Consider the following 22,856-nt stretch of genomic DNA (forward strand, 5'->3'; position numbering starts at 1 on the left):
CGGGCAGGAAGGTGATGGATGTCCGCTCGCGTGCCGCCGCGCTATCACGAGGCCATCGACCTGGACGCGCTGTGCCAGGAATTCCCGCCGGCGCCCGAATTCTTCGACACGGTCTGGACCCTGCCGGAGGAAGCGCTGCGCGCGCGGCGGGAAGCGGCCTTCCTGAAGCAGATGGAGCGCGCCTGGCAGGTGCCCTTCTACCGGCGCCGCTGGTCGGCAGCGGGGCTGCAACCCGGCGATATCCGTTCGCTCGACGACCTGAAGCTGATCCCGACCTTCTCCGTGCATGACATGCGGGAAAGCCTGGAGCGCGACCCCTTCTGGCCCGATTATTTCGGCGTGAATCCGGCGACGGACGAGGCACTGCCGCTGGTGTTCCAGACCTCCGGCGGCACCACGGGCCTGCCGCGGCCGATGATGTTCGCGCCGAGGGACCGGGAGGTGATGAATATCGTTACCGGAAGGCGGTTGTTCATGCAGGGGGTGCGTCCCTTCGACCGCCTGCAGGTCACGCTGTCGCTCGGCCTGCCGAATGGCGGGCTGCTGGTGCGGGAGGGAATCCAGAAATACACGGGCGCGGTGCCGATCATGACGGGATCGGGCGCGCAGACGCCGACGCGCCGGCAGATCGAGCTGATGCGCGCCTGGGGCGTCACGCACCTCATCGGCTTTCCCGCCTATCTCCGCCACATGGCGCTGGTGGCGCGGGACGAACTCGGGCTCGACCCGCGGGGCTTCGGCATCAAGGGGCTGATCACCCATCTCGGCGTGGAGGATCGCGGCACGCTGGAGGAGCTGTGGGGCGCCGATGTCTACGACACCTACGGGATGAACGAATTCGGCAGCGTCGCCGTGGACTGCGCCGAGAAGAGCGGCATGCATGTCTTCGAGGATTGCTTCGCGGTCGAGGTCCTGGGCCTGCCCGATGAGCACGGCACGCGCCGCCTGGCCGCGGAGGGCGAGGACGGCAGCGCCATCGTCACGACCTTCTTCAAGCATGTCGCGCCGATGATCCGCTTCGACACCAACGACATCACCAGCTTCGCCCCGGGCCGCTGCGCCTGCGGCAGCACGCATCGCCGCATCACCGGCATCCGCGGCCGCGCGGATGGGATGGTGAAGCTGCGCGGCGTGAATGTGTTCCCCGAGGCGATCGGTGCGCTCGTCGCGGCCGATCCGCGCGGCAATGGTGAATTCCTCTGTGTGCTGGAGCGCGGTGAACGCATGGTCGTGCGCGTCGAGATGTCTGACGGCAGTGTTGCGGCGGATGTCTTCGCGGCGGACCTCGCGGGCCGCTTCAAGGAAGCGCTTTCCGTCAGGCTGGAGGTGGAGGTGGTCCCGAAGGGAACGCTTGCGCCGCTCACGGGCCTCGACACCACCTCGAAGATCCGCCGGCTGATCGACCGCCGCGCGGTGCAGGAAGCCTGACATGCGGATGCTGGACGCCCATTCCCACTGGGGCACGAAGCGCGGCTACCTGTTCCGCACGCCGGAAGCCCTGGCCCGGCAGCAGGCGATCTGGGGCACGGAGGTGGAGTATTTCACCGAGGACGGCATGTGCGACGAATTCGTCCGGCACGAGACGCGCGCGATCCTCGACCTGTCCTATCCGAAGTTCTGGCCGATCGAGGAGATGCGGGCGGAGAACGACTACGCCTTCGACCTCGCGCGCCGTCGCCCGGATGCCATCGCCGGCCACTGGCTGCAATTCGATCCGCGCCGCGGCTATGAGAGCATCAAGGAGTTCGAGCGTGCGCTGGGCGCCGGCGCGGGCTTCGTCGGCATCGGCGTGAACGGCCAGGTCACGGGCGTGCCGGCCAGCGATCCGCGCTGGGACGTCTTCTACCAGGCGGCGCAGGCCCATGGCACGCCGGTGATGATCCTGACCGGCCTGACCGGCATCGGCCAGGGCCTGCCGGGCGGCGATGGCATCGAACTCGACCACGGCCATCCCCGGCACATCGACAACGTCGCCTCGCGCTATCCGAAGCTGAAGATCCTCGCCGCGCGCCCCGCCTATCCCTGGCAGGACGAGATGCTGGCGATCCTGCGGCACAAGCCGAATGTCAGCTACGAACTGCATGGCTGGGGGCCGAAGCGCTATTCGCCGGAACTCCGCAAGGCGATCGCCACCTGGCTGCAGGACCGCGTGATGTTCGGCTGCGACTTCCCGGTGCTGCGGCACGCCAAGCTGAAGGCGGACTGGCTCTCCATGGGCTTCGCCGACGATATCCTGGCGAAGGTCCTGCACCGCAACGCGGAAGCCTATTTCGGCCTGGGGGAAACAACGACATGAACGATGCCATGAAGAGGCGAACCGTCCTGGCCGCGGCGGCGGGCGTGCTGGGCGCGGCCCCGGGCGCCAGGGCGCAGGCGGCCTTCCCGGCCCGCCAGGTGCAGATCGTGGTGCCCTTCCCGCCGGGTGGCGCCACGGACCTGATGGCGCGGCTGCTGGTGGAGCCCATGACCCGCTCGCTCGGCCAGTCCGTGATCGTGGAGAACCGCGCCGGCGCGACCGGGGCGATCGGTGCCCAGGCCGTGGCGCGGGCGCCGGCCGATGGCCACACCATCCTGATGGGCACGGCCAGCGTGAATTCGGTGCTGACGGCCGTCCGGCCCGATGTGGGCTACGACACGCTGCGGGACTTCGCGCCGATCCTGCTGGTGGCGAGCTTTCCCAACATGCTGGTCGTGCATCCTTCCGTCCCCGCGACCAGTATCGCGGAACTCGTGGCCCTGCTGCGCCGGGCGCCGGACAGCCTGACCTTCGCCAGCAGCGGCATCGGATCCTCCGTCCACCTGGCGGGGGAGTTGTTCAAGCTGATGACGGGCACGCAGATGACGCATGTGCCCTATCGCGGCAGCGCGCCGGCGGTGACGGACCTGCTGGCCGGGCGCGTCAGCATGATGTTCGACAACATGACGACCGTGCTGCCCCATGTGCAGCGCGGCCAGCTTCGGGCCCTCGGCGTCACGGGGCGGGAACGGTCATCGATGACGCCGGAGGTACCGGCCATCGCGGAAACCCTGGCGGGCTATGACGCGACATCCTGGGTCGGCCTGATGGCGCCGGCGCGGACACCCGATGCCGTGGTGCAGCGCCTGGCCGCCGATGCCCGCGACGCCCTGGCCCAGCCCGTCATCGCCAACCGGATGCGCGAACTCGGCGCCGATATCGGTGGCGGATCGCCCCAGGACTTCGTCCGCTTCCTGGAGGAGGATGTGGCGAAGTGGCGGCGCGTGGTGCGGGACGCCGGCGTGAAGCCGGAATAGCGCGCCGTCGCCGCCCGGGCGGGTTTCACGAAGGCGCCGCCGATCTGTCATGCGACGGTCGCCCACCAGGACTAAGCCGAGGCCGTCAGGACAGGGCGGACCTCCATGCGGCAGCGGCGCAACGTACTTCTCATCGTCGTCGACCAGTGGCGCGCGGATTTCGTGCCGGCCCTCGGCGCGGATTTCCTGCGCACGCCGAACCTGGACCGCCTGTGCCGCGAAGGGGTGACCTTCCGCAACCATGTCACGACCGCGGTGCCCTGCGGCCCCGCCCGCGCCAGCCTGCTGACCGGCCTCTATTTGATGAACCATCGCGCCGTGCAGAACACGGTGCCGCTGGATGCGCGCCACACCAACCTCGGCAAGCAGCTGCGGCTGCTGGGCTATGATCCCGCGCTGATCGGCTACACCACCACCACGCCCGATCCGCGCAGCAGTGGGCCGAAGGATCCGCGCTTCACCACGCTCGGCGACCTGATGGACGGCTTCCGCAGCGTCGGTGCCTTCGAGCCGAACATGGATGGCTATTTCGGCTGGCTGGCGCATCAGGGCTACACGCTGCCGCCGAAGCGGGAGGATATCTGGCTGCCGGAAGGCGAGGATGCCGTGCCCGGCGCCACCAACCGCCCCTGCCGCATCCCCGCCGAACTCTCGGACAGCACCTTCTTCACGGAGAAGGCGCTCACCTACCTCAAGGGCAAGGGCGAAAAGCCCTGGTTCCTGCATCTCGGCTACTACCGCCCGCATCCCCCCTTCATCGCGCCCGCGCCCTACAACACGATGTACGACCCGGCCGACATGCCCGCGCCGATCCGGCGCGAGCGGTGGGAGGAGGAGGCCGCGCAGCACCCGATGCTGCGCCACTACCTCCGCGGCATCCGCCAGGGCAGCTTCTTCCATGGCGCCGGCGGCGTGGCCACGGGCCTCGACGAATTCGCCATCCGCCAGATGCGCGCGACCTATGCCGGGTTGATGACGGAGATCGACGACTGCCTCGGCCGCGTCTTCTCCTACCTGGAGGAGACGGGGCAGTGGGACGACACCACCATCATCTTCACCTCCGACCACGGTGAGCAACTCGGCGACCATTGGCTGCTCGGCAAGGTCGGCTATTTCGACGAAAGCTTCCGCATCCCGCTGGTGGTCAAGGGCGCCGGCGCCGAGCACCGCGCCGGTGAGATCGACACCGCCTTCACCGAGAGCGTGGACGTGATGCCGACCATCCTGGAATGGCTGGGGGGCGAGGCGCCGCGCAGCGTCGATGGCCGTTCGCTGCTGCCCGTCATCGCCGGAGAGAAGCCGGCGGATTGGCGTGACGTGCTGCACTACGAATATGATTTCCGCGACGTCCACTACTCGAAGCCCGAGGGCGAGCTCGGCCTCTCGATGGATGAGAGCAGCCTCTGCGTCGTGCAGGATGCCGACTACAAGTATGTGCATTTCGCCGCGCTGCCGCCGCTGTTCTTCGACCTGGCGCGCGATCCGAACCAGTTCGAGAACCTCGCGGAGAATCCCGACTACGCCGCCCTGGTGCGCGACTACGCGCAGAAGGCGCTGTCGCTCCGCCTGCGCCATGCCGAGCGCACCCTGACCCATTTCCGCGCCACGCCGCAGGGGCTGGAGGAGCGCAAGCCCGACCCCGCGCCCGTAGCCACGCGCGCAGCCGCCGAATAAGGAGCCACGCCGATGATCCCGCGCCGCCTGCTGCTCGCCACGCCCGCGCTCCTCCTGCCGCGCTTCGCCATCGCGCAGGCGGACCAGCGCCCTTCCATCACCATCGCCGTGCAGAAGATCAGCAACACCAACACGCTCGAAGTGCTGCGCGAGCAGTCGAATGTGGGTGAGCGGATCTTCTTCTCCTCGATCTGGGAGGGACTGATCGGGCGCGACTGGCTGGGCGGTCTCGGCCCGGTGCCGGGGCTGGCCACCGAATGGCGGCGCCTGTCCGACAGCGTGATCGAGCTGAAGCTCCGCCCCGGCGTCCGCTTCCACAATGGGGAGGAGATGACGGCGGAGGATGTCGTCTTCTCCTTCTCCCGCGAACGCATGTTCGGGGAGACGCTGGCGACCGCGCATGGCCGGACGATCCCGATCGGGGAGGGGATGCCCGCCCCGCGCCCGGGCAAGGAATTGCCGCCGGAGGTTCCCGCCGTGGCCCGCCGCGCCTGGCCGGCGCTGGAACGGGTGGAGGCGGTGGACCGCATGACGGTGCGCTTCCACAACGCGACGCCGGACGTGACGCTGGAAGGGCGCCTGTCCCGCTATGGCAGCGAGATCGTGAGCCGCCGCGCCTTCGAAGCCGCATCCTCCTGGCTCGACTGGGCGCGCAAGCCCGTCACCACCGGCCCCTATCGCGTGCAGGAATTCCAGGCCGACCGGTCGCTGCTGCTGGTGGCGCATGATGATTACTGGGGCGGCCGCCCGCCGCTGCGCCAGATCCGCTTCGTCGAGGTCCCCGAGGTTTCATCCCGCGTCAACGGCCTGCTGGCCGGCGACTACCACTTCGCCTGCGACATCCCGCCGGACCAGATCCCCGGGATCGAGCGCAACCGCGCCTTCGAGGTGCAGGGCGGCACCATCCTCAACCATCGCCTGATCTGCTTCGACAAGAGCCACGCCCAGCTGCGCGATGCCCGGGTGCGCCGCGCCATCACCCATTCGATGGACCGCAAGGCGATCGTGGAGAGCCTCTGGGCTGGCCGCACCGAGGTGCCGAAGGGCCTGCAATGGCCCTATTACGACCAGATGTTCCATGCGGATTGGGACGTGCCGGCCTATGACCCCGCGGAAGCGCGGCGCCTGCTGCGGGAGGCCGGCTATCGCGGCGATCCCATCCCCTATCGCCTGCTGAACAACTACTACACCAACCAGAACGCGACCGCGCAGGTGCTGGTGGAGATGTGGCGCTCCGTCGGCCTCAACATCCAGATCGAGATGAAGGAGAACTGGGCGCAGATCCTGGAACGCACGCCGACGCGCGCGGTGAGGGACTGGTCGAACAGCGCCCCCTTCAACGATCCCGTCTCCTCCCTGGTCGCGCAGCACGGCCCGAACGGCCAGCAGCAGCAGGTCGGCGAATACAGCAATGACGAGTTGAACCGGCTGTCGGTGGAACTGGAGACGGGCACGGACCGCGCCCGCCGCCGTGCCGCCTTCCGCCGCATGCTGGAGATCGCGGAGCGCGAGGACCCCGCCTACACCGTCATCCACCAGAACGCGACCTTCACCGCCAAGCGCCGCGATATCCGCTGGAAGGCCAGCCCCGCCTTCGCCATGGATTTTCGTCAGTCGAATTGGGGTGTTTGAGCCGATGATCTCGCGCCGTCTCCTCCTCGCATCACCCGCGCTCCTGGCGGCGCCCGCGCTCGCGCAGGCCGATCAGCGCCCGGTGATGACGATCGCCGTGCAGAAGATCGCCAACACCAACACGCTGGAGACGCTGCGGGAGCAGTCGAACGTCGGCAGCCGCACCTGGAATTCCTATGCGGAGACGCTGATCGACCAGTCCTGGACCGGCGACCTTTCCCTGCGTCCGGGCCTGGCGGAATCCTGGCGGCGGATCGATGACCGGACGCTGGAACTGACGCTCCGCCAGGGTGTGCTGTTCCATGACGGCCGGACGATGACGGCGGAGGATGTCGCCTTCACCTTCAGCGCGGAGCGCATGGGCTGGAACCTGACGGTGGAGCAGGCCCGCAACCTGTTCGGCTCCGTCCCGGGCCAGACCCAGGGCCGCACACCGCCGCCGGAGGCGCTGGCCGTGGCGCGCCGCACCTTCCCCGGCCTGGATCGCATCGAGATCGTCGATGCCCGGACGATCCGTTTCCACAACCGCGTGCCCGACGTGACCCTGGAAGGCCGCATCAGCCGCAACGTCGCGATGATCCTGTCGCGCGATGCCTTCGAGAAGGCGGGTTCCTGGCTGGACTGGGCGCGCCGGCCCATCGGCACCGGGCCCTTCCGCGTGGTGGAGTTCCGCCCCGACCATTCGCTGGTGCTCGACGCCTTCGACAACTATTGGGGCGGCCGCCCGCCGGTGCGGCGGCTGCGCTTCCTGGAAGTGCCGGAGGTGTCGTCGCGAATCAACGCGCTGCTCTCGGGCGAGGTCGATTTCGCCTGCGACATACCGCCGGACCAGATCGCGACGGTGGAACGAAGCCCGCGCCACCATGTCGTCGGCGGGCCCATCATGAACCACCGCCTGACGGTGTTCGACAAGAACCACCCGCATCTGCGCGACGCCCGCATCCGCCGCGCCTTCACGCACAGCATCGACCGCGATGCCATCACGCAGGCGCTGTGGGGCGGCCGCGCGCCGGTACCGCGCGGGCTGCAATTCGAATTCTACGGCCCGATGTACCACGCCGACTGGTCCGCGCCCCGCTTCGATCCCGCGGAGGCCCGCCGCCTGCTGCGGGAGGCCGGCTACCGCGGGGAACCGATCCCCTATCGCCTGCTGAACGGCTACTACACCAATCAGGTGCCGACCGCGCAGATCCTGGTGGAAGGCTGGCGCGCCGTTGGCCTCAACGTTGTCATCGAGATGCGGGAGAATTTCCCGCAGGTCCTTTCGCGCGAAGGACAGCGCGGCGTGCGGGACTGGTCCGGCAGTGCCAGCTTCAACGACCCCGTCTCCTCCATCGTCGCCGCGCATGGGCCGGAAGGCCAGCAATGGCAGATCAATGAATGGCGGAACGAGGAATTCGGCCGCCTGTCGAACGCGCTTGAAACGGGCACCGATCCTGCCGAGCGTCGTCGCACCTTCCGCCGGATGCTGGAGATCGCGGAGCGCGAGGACCCCGCCTACACCGTGCTGCATCAATCCGTGAACCTGACGGCGAAGCGACGCGACCTCGGCTGGACGCCCGGTCAGTCCTTCCAGATGGATTTCCGCAGCCGGAACTTCACGGCGTGAGTGCGCTCGTCTCGCTGCGCAACCTGCGCGTCAGCTTCGACGGCCAGGCGGCCCTGCGGGGCATCGACCTGGATGTCGCAGCGGGCGAGGCGGTGGGTCTTGTGGGCGAATCCGGCTGCGGGAAATCCGTGACCTGGCTGGCTGCGCTCGGCCTGCTGCCGGGCAAGGCCCGCGTGACGGGCAGTGCCACGCTGCAGGGGCAGGAACTGCTCGGTACCGCCCCCGCCACGCTGGACCGTGTGCGCGGTGGCCGCATCGCGATGATCTTCCAGGACCCCGCCAGCAGCCTGAACCCGGTGATCCGCATCGGGCGCCAGGTGGAGGAGGCGCTGCGCCTGCATCGTGGGATGCGCGGCGCGGCGGCGCGGGCGGAGGCGAAGCGGCTGTTCGACCAGGTCGGCATCCCCGATGCCGCGCGGCGGCTGGATGCCTGGCCGCATGAACTCTCCGGCGGGCAGAACCAGCGCGTGATGATCGCGATCGCGCTTGCCGGGCGCCCCGAATTGCTGGTGGCGGATGAACCGACCACGGCGCTGGACGTCACCATCCAGGCGCAGATCCTGACGCTGCTGCAGGATCTGCGGCGCGATACCGGCATGGCGCTGGTGCTGATCTCCCACGATCTCGGCGTGGTGGCGGATAGCTGCGACCGCGTCTGCGTCATGTATGCCGGGCGCATCGTGGAACAGGCGCCGGTGGCGCGGTTGTTCGCGGCGCCGACGCATCCCTATACGCGCGGCCTGCTGGGCGCGCTGCCACCGCTCGACGGACCCCGGCGTCGCCTGGCGGCGATCGGCGGCAGCGTGCCGGAGCCCTGGGCCATGCCCAGGGGCTGCGCCTTCGCGCCGCGCTGCGCGGAACGCTCCCCGGCCTGCGACCTCGCCGTGCCGGACGCCGTCCATCTCGCATCCGGCCACCAGGCCGCCTGCATCCGCGCGACCGCCATGGACCTGCTGAAGGAAACCGTCGCCGCATGACGCCGATGCTGGAGGCCAAGGGCCTGGTGCGCCGCTACGCCATGCGGCGCGGGCTCATGGGACGCAGCGTGGAGGTCCGCGCCGTCGATGGTGTCTCGCTCTCCGTCGAACGGGGCCGCACGCTCGGCCTCGTCGGTGAATCCGGCTGCGGCAAATCGACGACGGGCCGCCTGGTGCTGGGGCTGGAGGCGCCGGATGCCGGCAGCGTCGCCTTCCAGGACAAGCCCATGCCGCCGGCGGGCACGCCCGCCTGGCGCGCGCTGCGGTCGCGCATGCAGATGGTGTTCCAGGACCCGCTGGGCGCGCTGGATCGCCGCCTGCCGATCGGCGCGCAGGTGCAGGAACCCCTCGACATCCATGCGATCGGTGAGGCGAAGGACCGCCCCGCCCGCGCGATCGAGGCGCTGCGCGCGGTCGGGCTGCGGCCGGACCAGGCCGCGCGCTACCCGCATGAACTCTCCGGCGGCCAGCGCCAGCGCGCCGTGCTGGCGCGGGCGCTGGCGACGGAACCCGCGCTGCTGGTCTGTGACGAGCCGATCAGCGCGCTCGATGTCTCGATCCAGGCGCAGGTGATGAACCTGCTGATGGAGCAGCAGGAACGCCTCGGCCTTGGCATCCTGTTCATCAGCCACGATCTGCGCGCGGTGCGGCAGGTGAGCCACCGCGTCGCGGTGATGTATCTCGGCACCATCGTGGAGGAGGGGGAGCCCGATGCGGTGCTGCACGACCCCGCCCATCCCTATGCGCAGGCCCTCGTCTCCGCCATCCCGCATCCCGGCCGCACGGGCAACCGCATCGTGCTGCAGGGGGATCCGCCGAATCCCGCGGACCGCCCGACCGGCTGCGCCTTCCACCCGCGCTGCCCCGTCGCGACCGCCTTCTGCGCGCGGGAGGCGCCGGTGCTGAAGCCGCGCAACAGCGATGGCCGCCTCGTCGCCTGCCATGTCGCGCAGGGCGATGTCGCGCCTGCCGTCACGCAAAGGGCTGCCTGAGATGATCCGCTTCCTCGGCAGCCGCCTGCTGCGCGCCGCCATCACCATCGTGATGGTCGTGACCTTCGCCTTCGTCGTGCTGCGCCTGTCCGGCGACCCCGCGCAGATCATCATGGGCGCGGATGCGCCGCCGGAGGCGGTGGATGCCTTCCGCGCGGCCTGGGGCCTCGATCGCCCCGTCTGGATCCAGTACTTTCATTACTTCGGCGCGATCCTGCAGGGAGACCTTGGGCGATCCATGCGCGACGGGCGCGATGCCATCGTGCTGGTGGCGGAGCGGATTCCCGCGACGCTGGCGCTGACCCTGCCGGCGCTGGCCATCAAGGTGGGGCTCGGCATTCCCGCGGGGATCACCGCGGCGCTGCATCGCAATTCCTTCATCGACCGCGCGGTGATGATGCTGGCGGTGGCCGGCTTCACCGTGCCGTCCTTCGTGCTCGGCCTGCTGCTGGTGCTGGTCTTCGCGGTGCAGCTGGGGTGGTTGCCGTCGGGCGGGCAGGACAGCTGGCGGCACGCGATCCTGCCCATCATCACGCTCGGCATCGGCGGGGCCGCCGTGCTGGCGCGCTTCACCCGCAGCGCCATGCTGGAAGTACTGGGCCAGCCCTATATCCGCACGGCCAGCGCGAAGGGCGTGCCCTGGCGCGCCGTGGTCTGGGGCCATGCGCTGCCCAACGCCGCCATCCCCACCGTCACCATCGTGGGCTTCATGGTCGGCAGCCTGATCGCCGGCGCCGTCGTCGTCGAAAGCGTCTTCTCCTGGCCCGGGGTCGGGCGGCTGCTGGTGGTGGCCGTCGCCAACCGGGACCTCGCGGTGGTGCAGTGCATCCTGCTGCTGGTGGCGATGACCATGGTGACCTCCAACCTCATCGTCGATCTGCTCTACGGGCTGCTCGATCCGCGGCTGCGCAACCAGCCGAAGCGCGCGGCGGGGATAGCCTGACATGTCCGACATGACCCTGCCCGCCATCGCGGACGCGCCGCCGCGCGCGAAGCGCGCCCTGCCGCCGCCGATGGTGCTGTTCGGCCTCGTCTGGCTCACGCTCATGCTGCTGACGGCGGTGCTGGCCGATGTCATCAGCCCCTATGCCTATACCGCTCTCGACCTCCGCAACCGCCTGGCGCCGCCGGCCTTCATGGGCGGCACCTGGCTGCATCCGCTGGGCACGGATGAGCTGGGCCGCGATGTGCTGGCCCGCCTGATCTATTCGATCCGCATGAGCCTGCTGATCGCCTTCGGCGCCACGATCATCGGCGCGCTGATCGGCACGACGCTCGGCTTCCTCGCCGCCCATTTCAGGGGTTTCGTGGAGCAGGTGGTGCTGGCGCTGGTCGATTTCTCGGCCAGCCTGCCCTTCCTGATCCTGGCGCTGGCGGTGCTGGCCTTCTTCGGCAATTCGATGGTGCTGTTCATCTGCCTGCTCGGCCTGCATGCCTGGGAACGCTACGCCCGCATCGCGCGGGGCCTCGCCATCAGCGCGGGGTCGCAGGGCTATGCGGCGGCGGTGCGGCAGCTCGGCGCCTCTCCCTGGCGGATCTATGGGCGCCACGTTCTGCCGAACATCGCCTCCACGCTGATCGTGTCGATGACCTTGGCCTTCCCGGAGATCATCCTGCTGGAAAGCGGCCTGTCCTTCCTCGGCCTCGGCGTGCAGCCGCCTTCGACCTCGCTCGGCTCCATGGTGGGTTATGGGCGCGAATACCTGACGCGCGCGCCCTGGATCCTGCTCTCTCCCGCCCTCACCATCGTGCTGACCACGCTGTCCGTCTCCCTCATCGGCGACTGGCTGCGGGACCGGCTCGACCCCACGCTGCGATAGGCCCTTCCCCATGACGCGCTTCATCCTCGTGGCCCTCGATGGGCTGCGGCCCGACATGGTGTCAGCGGCCGCAACGCCATATCTGGCGGCGCTGGCCGCCGCGGGCACGCGCTTTGCCAATGCGCGCAGCGTCTTCCCGAGCGAGACGCGCGTCGCCACGCCCTCCCTCATCACGGGGTGCCGCCCCGGCGGGCATGGCATGGTGGCGAACACGCTGTTCGACGCCAGCGTGGCGCCGGACAGACTGCTGCGCACCAAGCTCGTCAGCGATGTCCTCGCCATGGCGCAGGGCGGTGAGAGCCCGCTGGAACGGCCGAGCCTGGCGGAGCGCCTGGCGCCGCAGGGCCTGTCCTTCGCCCTCGTCAGTGCCGGCACCGCGGGCGCGGCGCGGCTGCTGCACCCGGCGGCGGAACGCCTCGGCAGTTTTCGGTGGAACGTCGAGGATGAGGCAGGCGAGACCGCCCGCCTGGTCAGCGACCGGCTGGGGCCGACGCCGCCCCATGCCGTGCCCAACCTCGCGCGGCTGCGCCACGCCGCGCGCGTGATGCTGGAGATCGTGCTGCCGGAACGCCGGCCCGATGTGACGCTGCTGTGGCTGTCGGAGCCCGACATCGCCTTCCATTGGGGAGGGCTGCTGTCGCCGGAGGCGCAGGCGGGCCTGCGCGCCGCCGATGAGGTGCTGGGCGATATCGTCGCCTGGCGCGATGCGCAGCCGGATGCCGATGACATCGCCATCATCGTGCTGTCCGACCACGGCCACGTCACCGGCCGCGGCAAGACATCGCTGCGCGATGAACTGTGCCGCGCGAGCTTCCGGGCCGGCACGGGGCTGGGGGAGGGCATCGACATCGCGGTCGCGCCCGCGGCGGCGCCGGGCCTCTGGTTCCGCGATCCGTCGCTGGCGCCGCAGGTGGCGGCCTTCCTGGCGGAACAGAACTGGGCCGGGCCCTTGCTGGCGCGCGATCCCGCGATCCTCCCGCCCGGGCAGGCCACGCCCCTGTCGCTGCTGGGCAGTGGGCACCGCCGCAGCGCCGACCTCGTCGTCACCTTCGCCGGCAGCGAGGCGTCCGACGAATGGGGCCTGCCCGGCTTCGCGCCCTTCGATGCGCCGGATGTGCCGGAGGGTGGCGGCATGCATGGCGGGCTTCACCGGGCGGAGCTGGCGACCGTGCTGGTGATGCAGGGCGGGCCGTTCCGCGAAGGCGCGGTGGCGCAGATGCCGGCGGACCTGACCGACATCGTGCCGACCATCCTGCATCTGCTGGGGCTGGAGCAGGAGGGCCTGGAAGGCCGGCCTTTGCTGGCCGGCTGGGATGCGGCGGCGGATGCCCTGCCGATGCGGGAGCGAGTGATGCTGCCGCGCGGCTTCGTGCTGGAGGCGATGCGCGCGACGCCGGAAGGGCGCCTCTACCCCACCGCGCTGCGGCGCTGTGGTTGAACAGGCGCGCTTGTCATCAAAACTTCAATGAAGCGTCATCAACCTGTCCCTGCCGCCTGTTGCCCGCGCTGACGCCGCGGTCGACCCTGCGGGGCGGATGGGGAGTGCGTGCGGATGGGCCAGGGTTGCGATGCCGGTGCCTTGCATTATCGCGGGCACTGCATCCGCGCATGGCGCCGCAAGCGCGGCTGGACCATCCGCGTCAGCCGCGCCAGCGTCACGACATTGCCGCCCGCGGTGCTCGTGATGCTCCGCAACAACGTACCCCATGGACGCGCCATGCTGATGACGGAGGCGCGCCACTGGATCGATCGCCTGGTCGATGGCCCGCCCTGGCAGGGTAGCCCCTGACGCCACGACAACGTCACGGCATCGTCAAGCGATGGCAATGCAGCCTGTCTAAAGCCCGGCTACGACATCCGGGGATGGACAGGATACGATGCGCGCCCTTCTGCTTGCCGCCACCGCGCTGATCGGGCTGGCGCCCGCGGCGATCGCCGACCAGCGCTTCGACGCGACGCTCGCCGGCCATGCGATCCTGCCCGCCTTCACCATGGCCGTGCCGCCGGCGGATGCGCCGCGGGATGCGCTGGTCTCCGGCAAGTTCGCCGGCCCCGGCAACCTCCGCGTGGACCGGCCGGGCGCCATCATGGGCGATACCGGCCCGCTGCATGGCCGGCGAGAGACCGGCATCGCCTTCCCCTTCATCGGCCAGCCCATCCAGGGCTTCTCCGGCATCAAGCCGGTGGCGGGCGATCCCGGCGCCTATTGGGTGCTGACCGACAACGGCTTCGGCACGCGCCGCAACAGCCCCGATACGCTGCTGATGTTCCACAAGGTGCGTCCTGACTTCCGCACCGGCCAGGTGGCGGTCGAACGCACGACCTTCCTCTCCGACCCCCAGCGCCGCATTCCCTTCCGCATCACCTATGAGGGTACCGAGGCGCGCTACCTGACCGGCGCCGATTTCGACCCGGAGAGCATCCAGCCGCTCGCCGATGGCAGCTTCATGATCGGCGAGGAATTCGGCCCCTTCCTGGTGCATGTCGATGCCGAAGGCCGCGTGCTGCGCGTGGTGGAGACGCGCATGGACGGCCAGGTGCTGATGAGCCCGGACAACCCCGCCCTGCAGGTCGCGGCCACGCCCACGGCGGGCGTCGCCTATCGCGTGCGGCGCTCCGGCGGGTATGAGGGCATGGCCCTGACGCCGGATGGGCAGACGCTGTGGGCGATGCTGGAACAGCCGCTCTTCGCGCCCAATTCCGACCAGCCGGAGGGTCAGTTCCTGCGCGTGCTGGAATACAGCGTGCCGCGCGGCGAATGGACCGGGCGCACGGTGCGCTTCCGCCTGGAACCCGGCGCGACCGCGATCGGCGACTTCAACTTCATCGACGCGACGCGCGCCCTGGTGATCGAGCGTGACAATGGCGAAGGCGACCCCGGCCTTGCCTGCCCGCAGGGCCAGCAGCCCACCCGCGCGCAGCCCTGCTTCCCGCTGCCCGCCCGCGTGAAGCGCGTGACGCTGGTGGACATGGCGCAGACCGATAGCGAGGGCTTCGTGCGCAAGATCGGCCATATCGACCTGATGGCGATCCGCGACAGCGAAGGCCTGGCGCGGGTGCGGGGCGACCTGCCCGCCAATGCGCCGCGGGACCGCTTCACCTTCCCCTTCTTCACGATCGAGGATGTGGCGGTGGTGGATGAGGACCACATCATCGTCGGCAACGACAACAACCTGCCCTTCAGCGCCGGCCGCCACTTCTTCCAGGCCGATGCGAATGAGCTGATCCTGCTGCGCGTGCCCGAATTGCTGCGCGCGCGCTGAGAGCTTGTGAATTAATGCCCGAAAGCGCCGGAATCCGAGGAAATATCCCAATGATTTCAACGGGCATTAATGCTCAAGCTCGCTTCTTTCACAGGCTCTGAGGACCGGCACCATGCATCGCCGTCGCATCCTGCTCTCCGGCGCCGCGAGCCTTCTCGCGGCGCCTGCCCTCGCCCAGGCGGATTGGCGGACCCAGTTCCGTGAGCTTCGCCTCGGCATCTCCTCCGCCGAGAATGAGCGGGATGCGGTGGCGCGGCAGCAGCCCTTCCAGGACTACATCCAGCGCGCGCTGGGCATTCCGCTGCGCGTCTTCCGCGCCACCGACTATGCGGGGGTGGTGGAGGCGATGCGCAGTTCCAACATCGAATTCGCCCGCATCGGCCCGGCCAATTACGCGCTGGCGCGGCGCGTGATGGGCGACCGCGTCATCCCCTTCGCGCGCGACCGCGACAATGAAGGGGAGACGGGCTACTACGCCGTCGCCTTCGTGAAGGCCGACAGCCCCTTCCGCCGGATCGAGGATCTGCGCGGCCGCAGCTTCGCCTTCGCCGATCCCAACTCCACCTCCGGCTTCGCCTTCCCCGCCTATTTCCTGCGCCGCCAGGGCTTCGTGCCGGAGCAGTTCTTCAGCCGCACCGGCTTCTCCGGCAGCCATGAGCAGAGCGTCATCGCCGTGCTGAACGGCACCTACGATGCCGCTGCCACCTTCTGGTCCAACGAACGCCACGGCAACATCCAGCGGATGGTGGAAAAGGGCATGGTCGCGCCCGGGTCCACGCGCATCGTCTGGACCAGCCCGCAGATTCCGAACTCCCCCTGGGTGATGCGCGCGGAACTGCCGGAGGGGCTGCGCCGTGCCTGGCAGGAAGCGGTCTTCGCCATGCCGGAACGCGACCCCGCCGCCTTCCGCGTCGCGGCCTCCGGCGCCAGCGGCCTCGCGCCGACGCGGCATGAGGACTACCTCGATGTCATCGCCGTGGTGGAGGAGAATCTCGCCCGCCGTCGAAACCGGGGCACGTGACCCGGGCCCTGGCGGCGGAGGCCGCCTGGCAGCGGGCGCGCCGGCACCATCGCCGGCAATGGCTGCTGTGGTCCACGGCCTTCCTGTTCGCCATGCTGCTGGCGTCATGGGTCGGGGAGGTTGACTTGGCGCGGCTGCTGCGCGGGCTGCCCATGGCGGCGGATTATGTCTGGCGCACCATTCCCACCCTGCGCGTCGCGACGCTCGGGGAGGATCTGGCGGAGTGGCTCTGGGGCCTCGATGTCTGGGTCGTGCTGCTGCTGGATACGCTGCTGATCGCCTATGCCGGCACGCTGCTCGGCGCCGTCGCGGCGCTGGTCTGTTCCTTCCCCGCGGCGGCGACGCTGGCGCCGCGATGGGCCATGGGGCCGGCGCGGCGCGTGCTGGAATTCGCTCGCACGGTGCCGACACTCGTCTTCGCGCTGATCTTCGTCTACGCCTTCGGCCTCGGCCCCTTCGCGGGGGTGCTGGCGCTGGTGCTGCACAGCTGGGGCGCACTCGGCAAGCAGTTCGCGGAGGTGCATGAGAATGCGGACCTGCGGACCGTGGAGGCGATCCGCGCCGCGGGTGGCGCCTGGCCGCAGGCCATGCGCTACGGCGTGCTGCCGCAATCCCTGCCGGACATGCTGTCCTTCGGCCTGCTGCGCTTCGAGATCAATGTGCGGGAGGCCTCCGTACTCGGCATCGTCGGCGCGGGCGGGATCGGGGAGGAGCTGTACCTCTCGGTCCGCCAGTTCAGCTATCCCGACATCTCCGCCATCCTGCTGCTGATCCTGCTGACGGTGACGGCGATCGATCTTGCCTGCGGCTGGCTGCGCCACCGCATCATCGGCCCCGGCGCGGCGGCTGGCGCATGACCGCGCGGCGTTCCGTCCTGCTGGTGTCGCTGGGCTTCGCGCTGCTGCTGCTGGCGCTGTGGCGCGTCGATGCCTCGCCGCAGCGAGTCTGGGACGGGCTCGGCAAGCTCGGCTGGCTGGTGGTGCTGATGTGGCCGCCATCGCCGGGCGGGGCGCTGCCGGACCTGCTGCGCGCGCTGGCCGAGACGCTGGCCATGGCCTTCCTCGGCACCTTGCTGGCCGCCGTCGTGGCGCTGCCCTTCGCTTTTCTCGGCGCGGGCACCATCGTCGCCAATGCCTGGGCGCGCTTCACCATCCGCCGGGGCTTCGACGGGCTGCGCGCGATCGACAGCCTGGTCTGGGCGCTGATCTTCGTCTCCGCCGTCGGCATGGGCCCTTTCGCCGGCATCCTGGCCCTCGCGCTGCCGGATATCGGGACCTTCGCAAAAACCTTCTCGGAGGCGCTGGAGGCGACGGAGCGGCGGCAGGTGGAGGGCGTGCGCGGCGCCGGTGCGTCCCGCCTGCTGGTCATCCGCTACGGGCTGATCCCGCAGGCCCTGCCCATCATGCTGTCGCAGGTGCTCTACATGTTCGAGAGCAACACGCGATCGGCGACGATCCTCGGCGTGGTCGGCGCCGGGGGCATCGGGTTGGCGCTGTCCGACCGCATCCGCATCAACAACTGGGACGAGGCCGCCTTCATCCTGCTGATGATCCTGGTCACCGTCGCCCTCATCGATGGAGCCAGCCGATGGCTGAGGCTGAGACTGATCCGCGCCTAGGTGCCTACCAGGACCCGGGGAGCGCCACGAAGGCGCTGGGCCTGAAGCCCTTCATCCACGAGACCGCCAAGGTGCGCGACAGCGAATTCGGCATCTATACCGAGGTCGGTGCCCGCAGCACGGTCGTGGAGACGGTGTTCGGGGACTACTCCTACGTCGTGCACGACAGCCAGATCATCTACGCGACGATCGGCCGCTTCTGCTCCATCGCCAGCCATGTCCGCATCAACCCCGGCAACCACCCGCTGGATCGCGTGGCGCTGAGCCATGTGACCTACCGCGCCAGCGCCTATGGGCTGGGGGAGGACGAGGCCGGGTTCTTCGACTGGCGGCGGCAGAAGCGCGTGACGCTGGGGCATGATGTGTGGCTGGGCCATGGCGTCATCGTGCTGCCTGGCGTGAGCATCGGCACGGGGGCCGCCATCGGTGCCGGCGCCGTCGTGACGAAGGACGTGCCGCCCTTCGCCATCGTCGTCGGCAATCCCGGCCGCGTTCTGCGTTTCCGCTTCCCGGACGCGGTGCGGGACAGCCTGCTGCGCATCGCCTGGTGGGACTGGCCGCGGGACAGGCTGGCGGCGGGCATCGCGGAGATGCGCAATCTGTCGGCCGAGGATTTCTGCCGGCGCCACGATCGCCACGGGGCCGATTGAGCGTTCCGGCGGCGGGGGAGGAAGCCAGCGGCGCGCAATACCGCTACCCCAGCGTACCACTAACCCACTAAAAGAAATTGGCGGACCCGATACGATTCGAACGTACGACCTTTGCCTTCGGAGGGCAACGCTCTATCCAGCTGAGCTACGGGTCCCGCACCCCCTCCATAGCCAATGCCGGCGGCGGAAGGAAGCCCCGGCGTCGCCATGCGCGGGCATTTCACCAGAAGCCCTGCCTCGGCTACCCTTCGCGGCAATGAAGGGGAGGGTCCCGGCCCATGACAGACGCGCTGCCGACCGGCACGAACGACGCCAAGGCGCTGCTCCAGGCGCTGTACGCCGAGATGGCGCCCAAGCACCTGTTCCCCTTGTGGGAAGTGCTGGCGGCCCTGGTCACGCCGACGCCGGCCTCCCCGGTGCGCCCCCATCTCTGGCGCTACGGGGAAGCGCGGGACCACCTGATGCGGGCGGGCGACCTGATCTCCGCCGAACAGGCGGAGCGCCGGGTGCTGATCCTCGAGAATCCGGGCCTGCCGGCCTCCTCCTCCGTCACCACCAGCCTCTATGCCGGGCTGCAGCTGATCCTGCCCGGGGAGGTCGCGCCCTGCCACCGCCACACCCAATGCGCTCTCCGCTTCGTGATGGAGGGCGACGGCGCCTTCACGGCGCTGGATGGGGAGAAGGCGGTGATGCGCCCCTTCGACCTGGTGCTGACGCCCAATTGGCAGTGGCATGACCACGGCAACACCAGCGCCGCGCCCATGATCTGGCTGGATGGGCTGGACATCCCGACGGTGCGCCACTTCGCCGCCAGCTTCGCCGAACGCCTGCCCGATGGTGCCATGGCGCATGCGGAGACGGCGCCGGCGGGGGACACCGCCTCCCGCTACGGCCGCAACCTGCGGCCCTTCGCGGGCACGGCCGCGGCGCGGCGGCCCGCGCACCAGCCGATGTTCCACTACCCCTATGCCGAATGGCGGGACAGCCTGGCGGCCATGGCGCGCGCCGGCGATCCCGATCCGCATCTGGGCCATGCCCTCGAATTCGTGAACCCGGCGGATGGCGGGCCGGTGATGCCGACCATCGCCGCCCATGTCCGGCTGCTGCCCGCCGGCTTCGCCACCCGCCCGCGCCGGTCGACGGACGCCATGGTGCTGGTCGTGGTGGAGGGCCACGGCACCGCCCGGATCGGCGACCAGGCATTCGCGCTGGCGGAGCGTGACCTGCTGGTCGTCCCCTCCTGGTCCAGCCTGACCCTGTCGGCCGAGAGCGACCTGGTGCTGTTCGGCTATTCCGACGCGGCCGCGCAGCAGAAGCTCGGCCTGTACCGGGAGGCGCGCCTCTAGCCGCGTCGAGGCAGGCGCGGCCGAAGCCGCGACGTTGGAAGCACGGCTGAAGCCGCGATGCGGAAAGCGCGGCCGAAGCCGCGATGCGGAAAGCGCGGCCGAAGTCGCAACGCGGAAAGCGCGGCTGAAGCCGCGACGCGGCCCGGCAACCCCGCGCGCCCCGGACGCGTTGCCAGGGCCAGGGCTGCCGGAGACCGTCCGGCGGCCGCCAGCCGAGGGCTCACGCCATGTCCGACATCACGCCGCGGGCGAAACCCGCCGAAACCGCCGACCGCCAGGTCGACAAGGGCAGCATCGACAGCTTCCCCGCCAGTGACGCGCCCTCCGGCACCACCCAGGGCAGCCGGGCCGTGTCGCCGGAAGACATGATGGCGGCGACGCGCACCCACACGCCCCACCCCGTCACCCTGACCCGCCACTTCCCCGATCCCGAATCCGCCAAGCTGGCGCTGGAGAACCTGGTCCGCTCCGTGCCGCTCGACCGCGACTGCACGGCGATCGAGGGGCTGGAACTCCGCCTGCAGGTCCCCCGCGACGATGCGGCGCGGGTCGAGGGCATGCTGATGTCGGCGTGACGTGGCCCGGGCGGCGGGGGTGCTTCCCGTCCGCCGCAGGGACGCGTAGGAACGGCCCGTGCCTGGAGAATGAATGGCCATGCGCTGGGTCCTGTTCCTGCCGTTGCTGATCCTGATCGCCCTGTTCGCCCTGTCGAATACGCAGGAGGTGGAACTGCGGCTCTGGCCCTTCGATATCGGCTGGGCCTCGCCGCTCGGCCTTGCCGTGCTGCTGCTGTCGGGCGTGGGCTTCCTGCTGGGCGCCTCGATCGCCTGGGCGGCGGCGCTGCCGGCCCGGCGCCGGGCGCGGGAACTCCAGAACGCCGCCCGCCTGATGGAAGCCGAACTCGCGGGCTACAAGGCGCGGGAGGAACAGGCGAGGCGGGATGCCGATCTCGGCCGCCTGCCCGCACCGACCGCCTGACCATGGCCACGACCCGGAACGCGCCCTGCGGCCTCTGCGTCGCGCTGGATGCGCCTGACCTGGCGACGGCGGAGGCCTGGGCGGCAGCTGTCGCACCTTCCGCCGGGCTGCTGAAGGTCGGGCTGGAGCTGTTCTCGGCCGAGGGCGCGCCCGCGGTGCGGCGGATCGCCGCGCATCGCCCGGTCTTCCTCGACCTCAAGCTGCACGACATCCCCAACACGGTGGCCGGCGCGATCCGGTCGCTGGCACCGCTCGGTGCCGCCTGGATCACAATCCATGCCGCGGGCGGCGCCGCCATGGTGGCGGCGGCGCGGGAGGCGGCGGAGAAGGCCGGCGGCGCCAATCGCCCCCGGATCCTGGCCGTGACGGTGCTGACCAGCATCGATGCCGCGACTCTGTCGGACATCGGCGTCGCCGGCGGCACCATGCAGCAGGTGCTGCGCCTCGGCCGCCTGGCGGTCGCCGCCGGCGCCGATGGCCTGGTGTGCTCGCCGCGGGAGGTCTCGGCCCTGCGGGACGCACTGGGGGAGGGGCCTGCCCTGGTGGTGCCGGGCATCCGCCCCGTCGGCAGCGTCGCCGACGACCAGGCCCGCACCGCGACGCCGGAGGCGATGGCCGCGGCGGGCGCGACCTGGGTGGTGGTCGGCCGCCCCATCACCAAGGCCGCGGACCCCGGCGCCGCGGCGCAGGGCATCGCCACCGCGCTGGGCTGGTAGGCACCCCCATGCTGGTGAAGATCTGCGGGATCAACGACGAAGCCGCGATGCGCGCGGCGGCGGGGGCCGACCTGGTCGGCTATGTCTTCTTCCCGCCCTCGCCCCGCGCGGTGACGCCGGCGCGGGCCGCGGCGCTGTCCGCCACCGTCTCCGGCGGGCCGCTGCGCGTCGGCCTCTTCGTCGATCCCACGGATGACCAGTTGGCGGAGACGCTGGCCGCCGTGCCGCTCGATATCCTGCAATTGCACGGGGAGGAGACGCCCGATCGCTGCGCCGCGATCCGCGCCCGCTTCGGCCTGCCGGTGATGAAGGCGCTCGGCATCGCCTCGGCCGCCGATCTCGATGCCCTGGCCGCCTACGCCCCGGTGGTGGATCGCTTCCTGCTGGACGCCAAGGCCCCGCCCGGCGCGCCGCTGCCCGGCGGCAATGCCGCCCCCTTCGACTGGACGCTGACCGCCGGCCGCGCCATCCCCCGCCCCTGGCTGCTGGCCGGGGGGCTGACCCCGGACAATGTGGCGGAGGCCATCCGCATCTCCGGCGCGCCCGGCGTCGACGTATCCTCGGGCGTCGAGGCCTCTCGCGGTGTGAAGGACCCGGCGCGGGTCGCCGCCTTCGTGGCGGCCGCCCGGGCGGCGTGATCCGGCCCGCGACCCGCGCCGACGCCCCCGCGATCGGGGAGATGCACGCCCGCGCCTGGACGGAAACCTACCCTGGCCTGGTTCCCGCGGCGCTGTTCGAGGAGATGACGAACCCCGCCCGCCGCCGCGCCGCCTGGGCGCGCAACCTGGCCGAACCGCTGCTGGAAGGCGGCACGTTGGTGGCGGAGGAGGCGGGCGCCATCATCGGCTTCGTCAGCGTCTGCCGGGCGCGGGACGCCGCCCTGGGCACGGCGGGGGAGGTCTCCGGCCTCTACCTGCTGCGCCAGGCCCAGCGCCGCGGCCTCGGCCGCGCCTTGCTGGCGGCCGGCGCCGCGCGGTTGATGGCGGCGGGCATCACGGACGCCGCCGCCTGGGTGCTGGATGCCAATCACCAGGCCCGCGCCTTCTATGCCGCCACCGGCGCCGTCCCAGGCATCAGCCAGACCGGCTACCACCGCGAAACAGCCGTTTCCGAGACCGCCTATCTCTGGCGCGATCTGTCTTGCATCCCACCTCATCACCACACGGGTCCCGCTTCGGCGTCAGCCGCCGCGAAAGCCCGCGGTATCTGACGCCGAAGCGAGACGCCCCGGGCCCGTGACCCTTCCGCCGCCCTGCGCTAAAGACGGCCCGACGCCCAGGAATAATG

The 22,856-nt window shown here is 70.4% G+C and carries 23 protein-coding genes and 1 tRNA gene; 23 read left to right on the forward strand and 1 reads right to left on the reverse strand.

Annotated features, from left to right (window positions below):
• Positions 1 to 18 precede the first annotated feature (18 nt).
• The 17 genes from BM041_RS11945 to BM041_RS12025 all read left to right on the forward strand — a co-directional run bounded on the left by BM041_RS11945 (position 19) and on the right by BM041_RS12025 (position 18,529).
• Positions 19 to 1,428 (forward strand): phenylacetate--CoA ligase family protein, encoded by a 1,410-nt coding sequence (locus tag BM041_RS11945; RefSeq protein ID WP_092959639.1) that lies wholly within the window; start codon positions 19 to 21, stop codon positions 1,426 to 1,428.
• Position 1,429: 1 nt separating this feature from the next.
• A complete protein-coding gene (locus BM041_RS11950) occupies positions 1,430 to 2,296 on the forward strand; it encodes an amidohydrolase family protein (protein ID WP_092959641.1) in 867 nt (288 codons plus the stop codon).
• An 8-nt stretch (positions 2,297 to 2,304) separates the two neighbouring features.
• Positions 2,305 to 3,273 (forward strand): tripartite tricarboxylate transporter substrate binding protein, encoded by a 969-nt coding sequence (locus BM041_RS11955; protein ID WP_175533884.1) that lies wholly within the window; start codon positions 2,305 to 2,307, stop codon positions 3,271 to 3,273.
• Between the two features lie 105 nt (positions 3,274 to 3,378).
• Positions 3,379 to 4,947, forward strand: a complete 1,569-nt coding sequence (gene pehA, locus BM041_RS11960; protein ID WP_092959645.1) for a phosphoric/sulfuric ester hydrolase PehA — start codon at positions 3,379 to 3,381, stop codon at positions 4,945 to 4,947.
• Between the two features lie 12 nt (positions 4,948 to 4,959).
• Complete coding sequence (locus tag BM041_RS11965; protein ID WP_092959647.1) at positions 4,960 to 6,579, forward strand: ABC transporter substrate-binding protein; 1,620 nt, start codon at positions 4,960 to 4,962, stop codon at positions 6,577 to 6,579.
• A 4-nt stretch (positions 6,580 to 6,583) separates the two neighbouring features.
• A complete protein-coding gene (locus BM041_RS11970) occupies positions 6,584 to 8,188 on the forward strand; it encodes an ABC transporter substrate-binding protein (RefSeq protein ID WP_092959649.1) in 1,605 nt (534 codons plus the stop codon).
• Positions 8,185 to 9,165 carry an ABC transporter ATP-binding protein gene (locus tag BM041_RS11975; RefSeq protein ID WP_092959651.1) on the forward strand — a complete coding sequence of 327 codons (981 nt, stop codon included), beginning with the start codon at positions 8,185 to 8,187 and terminating at the stop codon, positions 9,163 to 9,165. The genes BM041_RS11970 and BM041_RS11975 overlap by 4 nt, the downstream gene beginning before the upstream one ends.
• Positions 9,162 to 10,157, forward strand: a complete 996-nt coding sequence (locus BM041_RS11980) for an ABC transporter ATP-binding protein (protein ID WP_092959653.1) — start codon at positions 9,162 to 9,164, stop codon at positions 10,155 to 10,157. Before BM041_RS11975 ends, BM041_RS11980 begins: the two co-directional genes overlap by 4 nt.
• A 1-nt stretch (position 10,158) precedes the next feature.
• The gene (locus tag BM041_RS11985) at positions 10,159 to 11,100 is read left to right on the forward strand and encodes an ABC transporter permease (RefSeq protein ID WP_092959654.1); all 942 of its coding nucleotides are present in this window, start codon (positions 10,159 to 10,161) and stop codon (positions 11,098 to 11,100) included.
• A gap of 1 nt (position 11,101) precedes the next feature.
• A complete protein-coding gene (locus BM041_RS11990) occupies positions 11,102 to 11,977 on the forward strand; it encodes an ABC transporter permease (RefSeq protein ID WP_217648698.1) in 876 nt (291 codons plus the stop codon).
• Between the two features lie 10 nt (positions 11,978 to 11,987).
• Positions 11,988 to 13,415: an alkaline phosphatase family protein gene (locus BM041_RS11995; protein ID WP_092959656.1), complete on the forward strand. Its 1,428-nt coding sequence runs from the start codon at positions 11,988 to 11,990 to the stop codon at positions 13,413 to 13,415.
• Positions 13,416 to 13,529: 114 nt separating this feature from the next.
• Complete coding sequence (locus BM041_RS12000) at positions 13,530 to 13,766, forward strand: hypothetical protein (protein WP_092959658.1); 237 nt, start codon at positions 13,530 to 13,532, stop codon at positions 13,764 to 13,766.
• 88 nt (positions 13,767 to 13,854) lie between these two features.
• The gene (locus tag BM041_RS12005) at positions 13,855 to 15,240 is read left to right on the forward strand and encodes an esterase-like activity of phytase family protein (protein WP_092959660.1); all 1,386 of its coding nucleotides are present in this window, start codon (positions 13,855 to 13,857) and stop codon (positions 15,238 to 15,240) included.
• Between the two features lie 112 nt (positions 15,241 to 15,352).
• Positions 15,353 to 16,261, forward strand: coding sequence for a phosphonate ABC transporter substrate-binding protein (gene phnD / locus BM041_RS12010; protein ID WP_092959662.1), 909 nt, complete (start codon positions 15,353 to 15,355; stop codon positions 16,259 to 16,261).
• Positions 16,258 to 17,118, forward strand: a complete 861-nt coding sequence (gene phnE / locus BM041_RS12015) for a phosphonate ABC transporter, permease protein PhnE (protein ID WP_245762043.1) — start codon at positions 16,258 to 16,260, stop codon at positions 17,116 to 17,118. Before phnD ends, phnE (BM041_RS12015) begins: the two co-directional genes overlap by 4 nt.
• Positions 17,115 to 17,879 carry a phosphonate ABC transporter, permease protein PhnE gene (phnE, locus tag BM041_RS12020; protein ID WP_092959664.1) on the forward strand — a complete coding sequence of 255 codons (765 nt, stop codon included), beginning with the start codon at positions 17,115 to 17,117 and terminating at the stop codon, positions 17,877 to 17,879. Before phnE (BM041_RS12015) ends, phnE (BM041_RS12020) begins: the two co-directional genes overlap by 4 nt.
• Complete coding sequence (locus BM041_RS12025; RefSeq protein ID WP_092959666.1) at positions 17,849 to 18,529, forward strand: LbetaH domain-containing protein; 681 nt, start codon at positions 17,849 to 17,851, stop codon at positions 18,527 to 18,529. Before phnE (BM041_RS12020) ends, BM041_RS12025 begins: the two co-directional genes overlap by 31 nt.
• A 78-nt stretch (positions 18,530 to 18,607) precedes the next feature.
• Here BM041_RS12025 and BM041_RS12030 read toward each other — a convergent pair.
• Positions 18,608 to 18,684, reverse strand: a tRNA-Arg gene (locus BM041_RS12030).
• 123 nt (positions 18,685 to 18,807) lie between these two features.
• On the opposite strand from BM041_RS12030, the gene gtdA reads away from it, so the two are divergent.
• From gtdA to BM041_RS12060, 6 genes are all read left to right on the forward strand, one after another.
• The gene (gene gtdA, locus BM041_RS12035; protein ID WP_092959669.1) at positions 18,808 to 19,875 is read left to right on the forward strand and encodes a gentisate 1,2-dioxygenase; all 1,068 of its coding nucleotides are present in this window, start codon (positions 18,808 to 18,810) and stop codon (positions 19,873 to 19,875) included.
• 227 nt (positions 19,876 to 20,102) lie between these two features.
• Positions 20,103 to 20,450, forward strand: coding sequence for a hypothetical protein (locus BM041_RS12040; protein WP_092959671.1), 348 nt, complete (start codon positions 20,103 to 20,105; stop codon positions 20,448 to 20,450).
• A 79-nt stretch (positions 20,451 to 20,529) separates the two neighbouring features.
• A complete protein-coding gene (locus BM041_RS12045; protein ID WP_175533886.1) occupies positions 20,530 to 20,853 on the forward strand; it encodes a LapA family protein in 324 nt (107 codons plus the stop codon).
• Between the two features lie 2 nt (positions 20,854 to 20,855).
• Positions 20,856 to 21,569, forward strand: coding sequence for an orotidine-5'-phosphate decarboxylase (pyrF, locus tag BM041_RS12050; RefSeq protein ID WP_092959675.1), 714 nt, complete (start codon positions 20,856 to 20,858; stop codon positions 21,567 to 21,569).
• An 8-nt stretch (positions 21,570 to 21,577) separates the two neighbouring features.
• On the forward strand, positions 21,578 to 22,207 hold the full coding sequence (locus BM041_RS12055) for a phosphoribosylanthranilate isomerase (RefSeq protein ID WP_092959677.1): 630 nt from the start codon (positions 21,578 to 21,580) through the stop codon (positions 22,205 to 22,207).
• The gene (locus BM041_RS12060; RefSeq protein ID WP_139226033.1) at positions 22,204 to 22,779 is read left to right on the forward strand and encodes a GNAT family N-acetyltransferase; all 576 of its coding nucleotides are present in this window, start codon (positions 22,204 to 22,206) and stop codon (positions 22,777 to 22,779) included. Before BM041_RS12055 ends, BM041_RS12060 begins: the two co-directional genes overlap by 4 nt.
• Positions 22,780 to 22,856: the final 77 nt, after the last annotated feature.

Origin of the sequence: Falsiroseomonas stagni DSM 19981 (assembly GCF_900114315.1) — a bacterium.
Taxonomy (GTDB): Bacteria; Pseudomonadota; Alphaproteobacteria; order Acetobacterales; family Acetobacteraceae; genus Falsiroseomonas; species Falsiroseomonas stagni.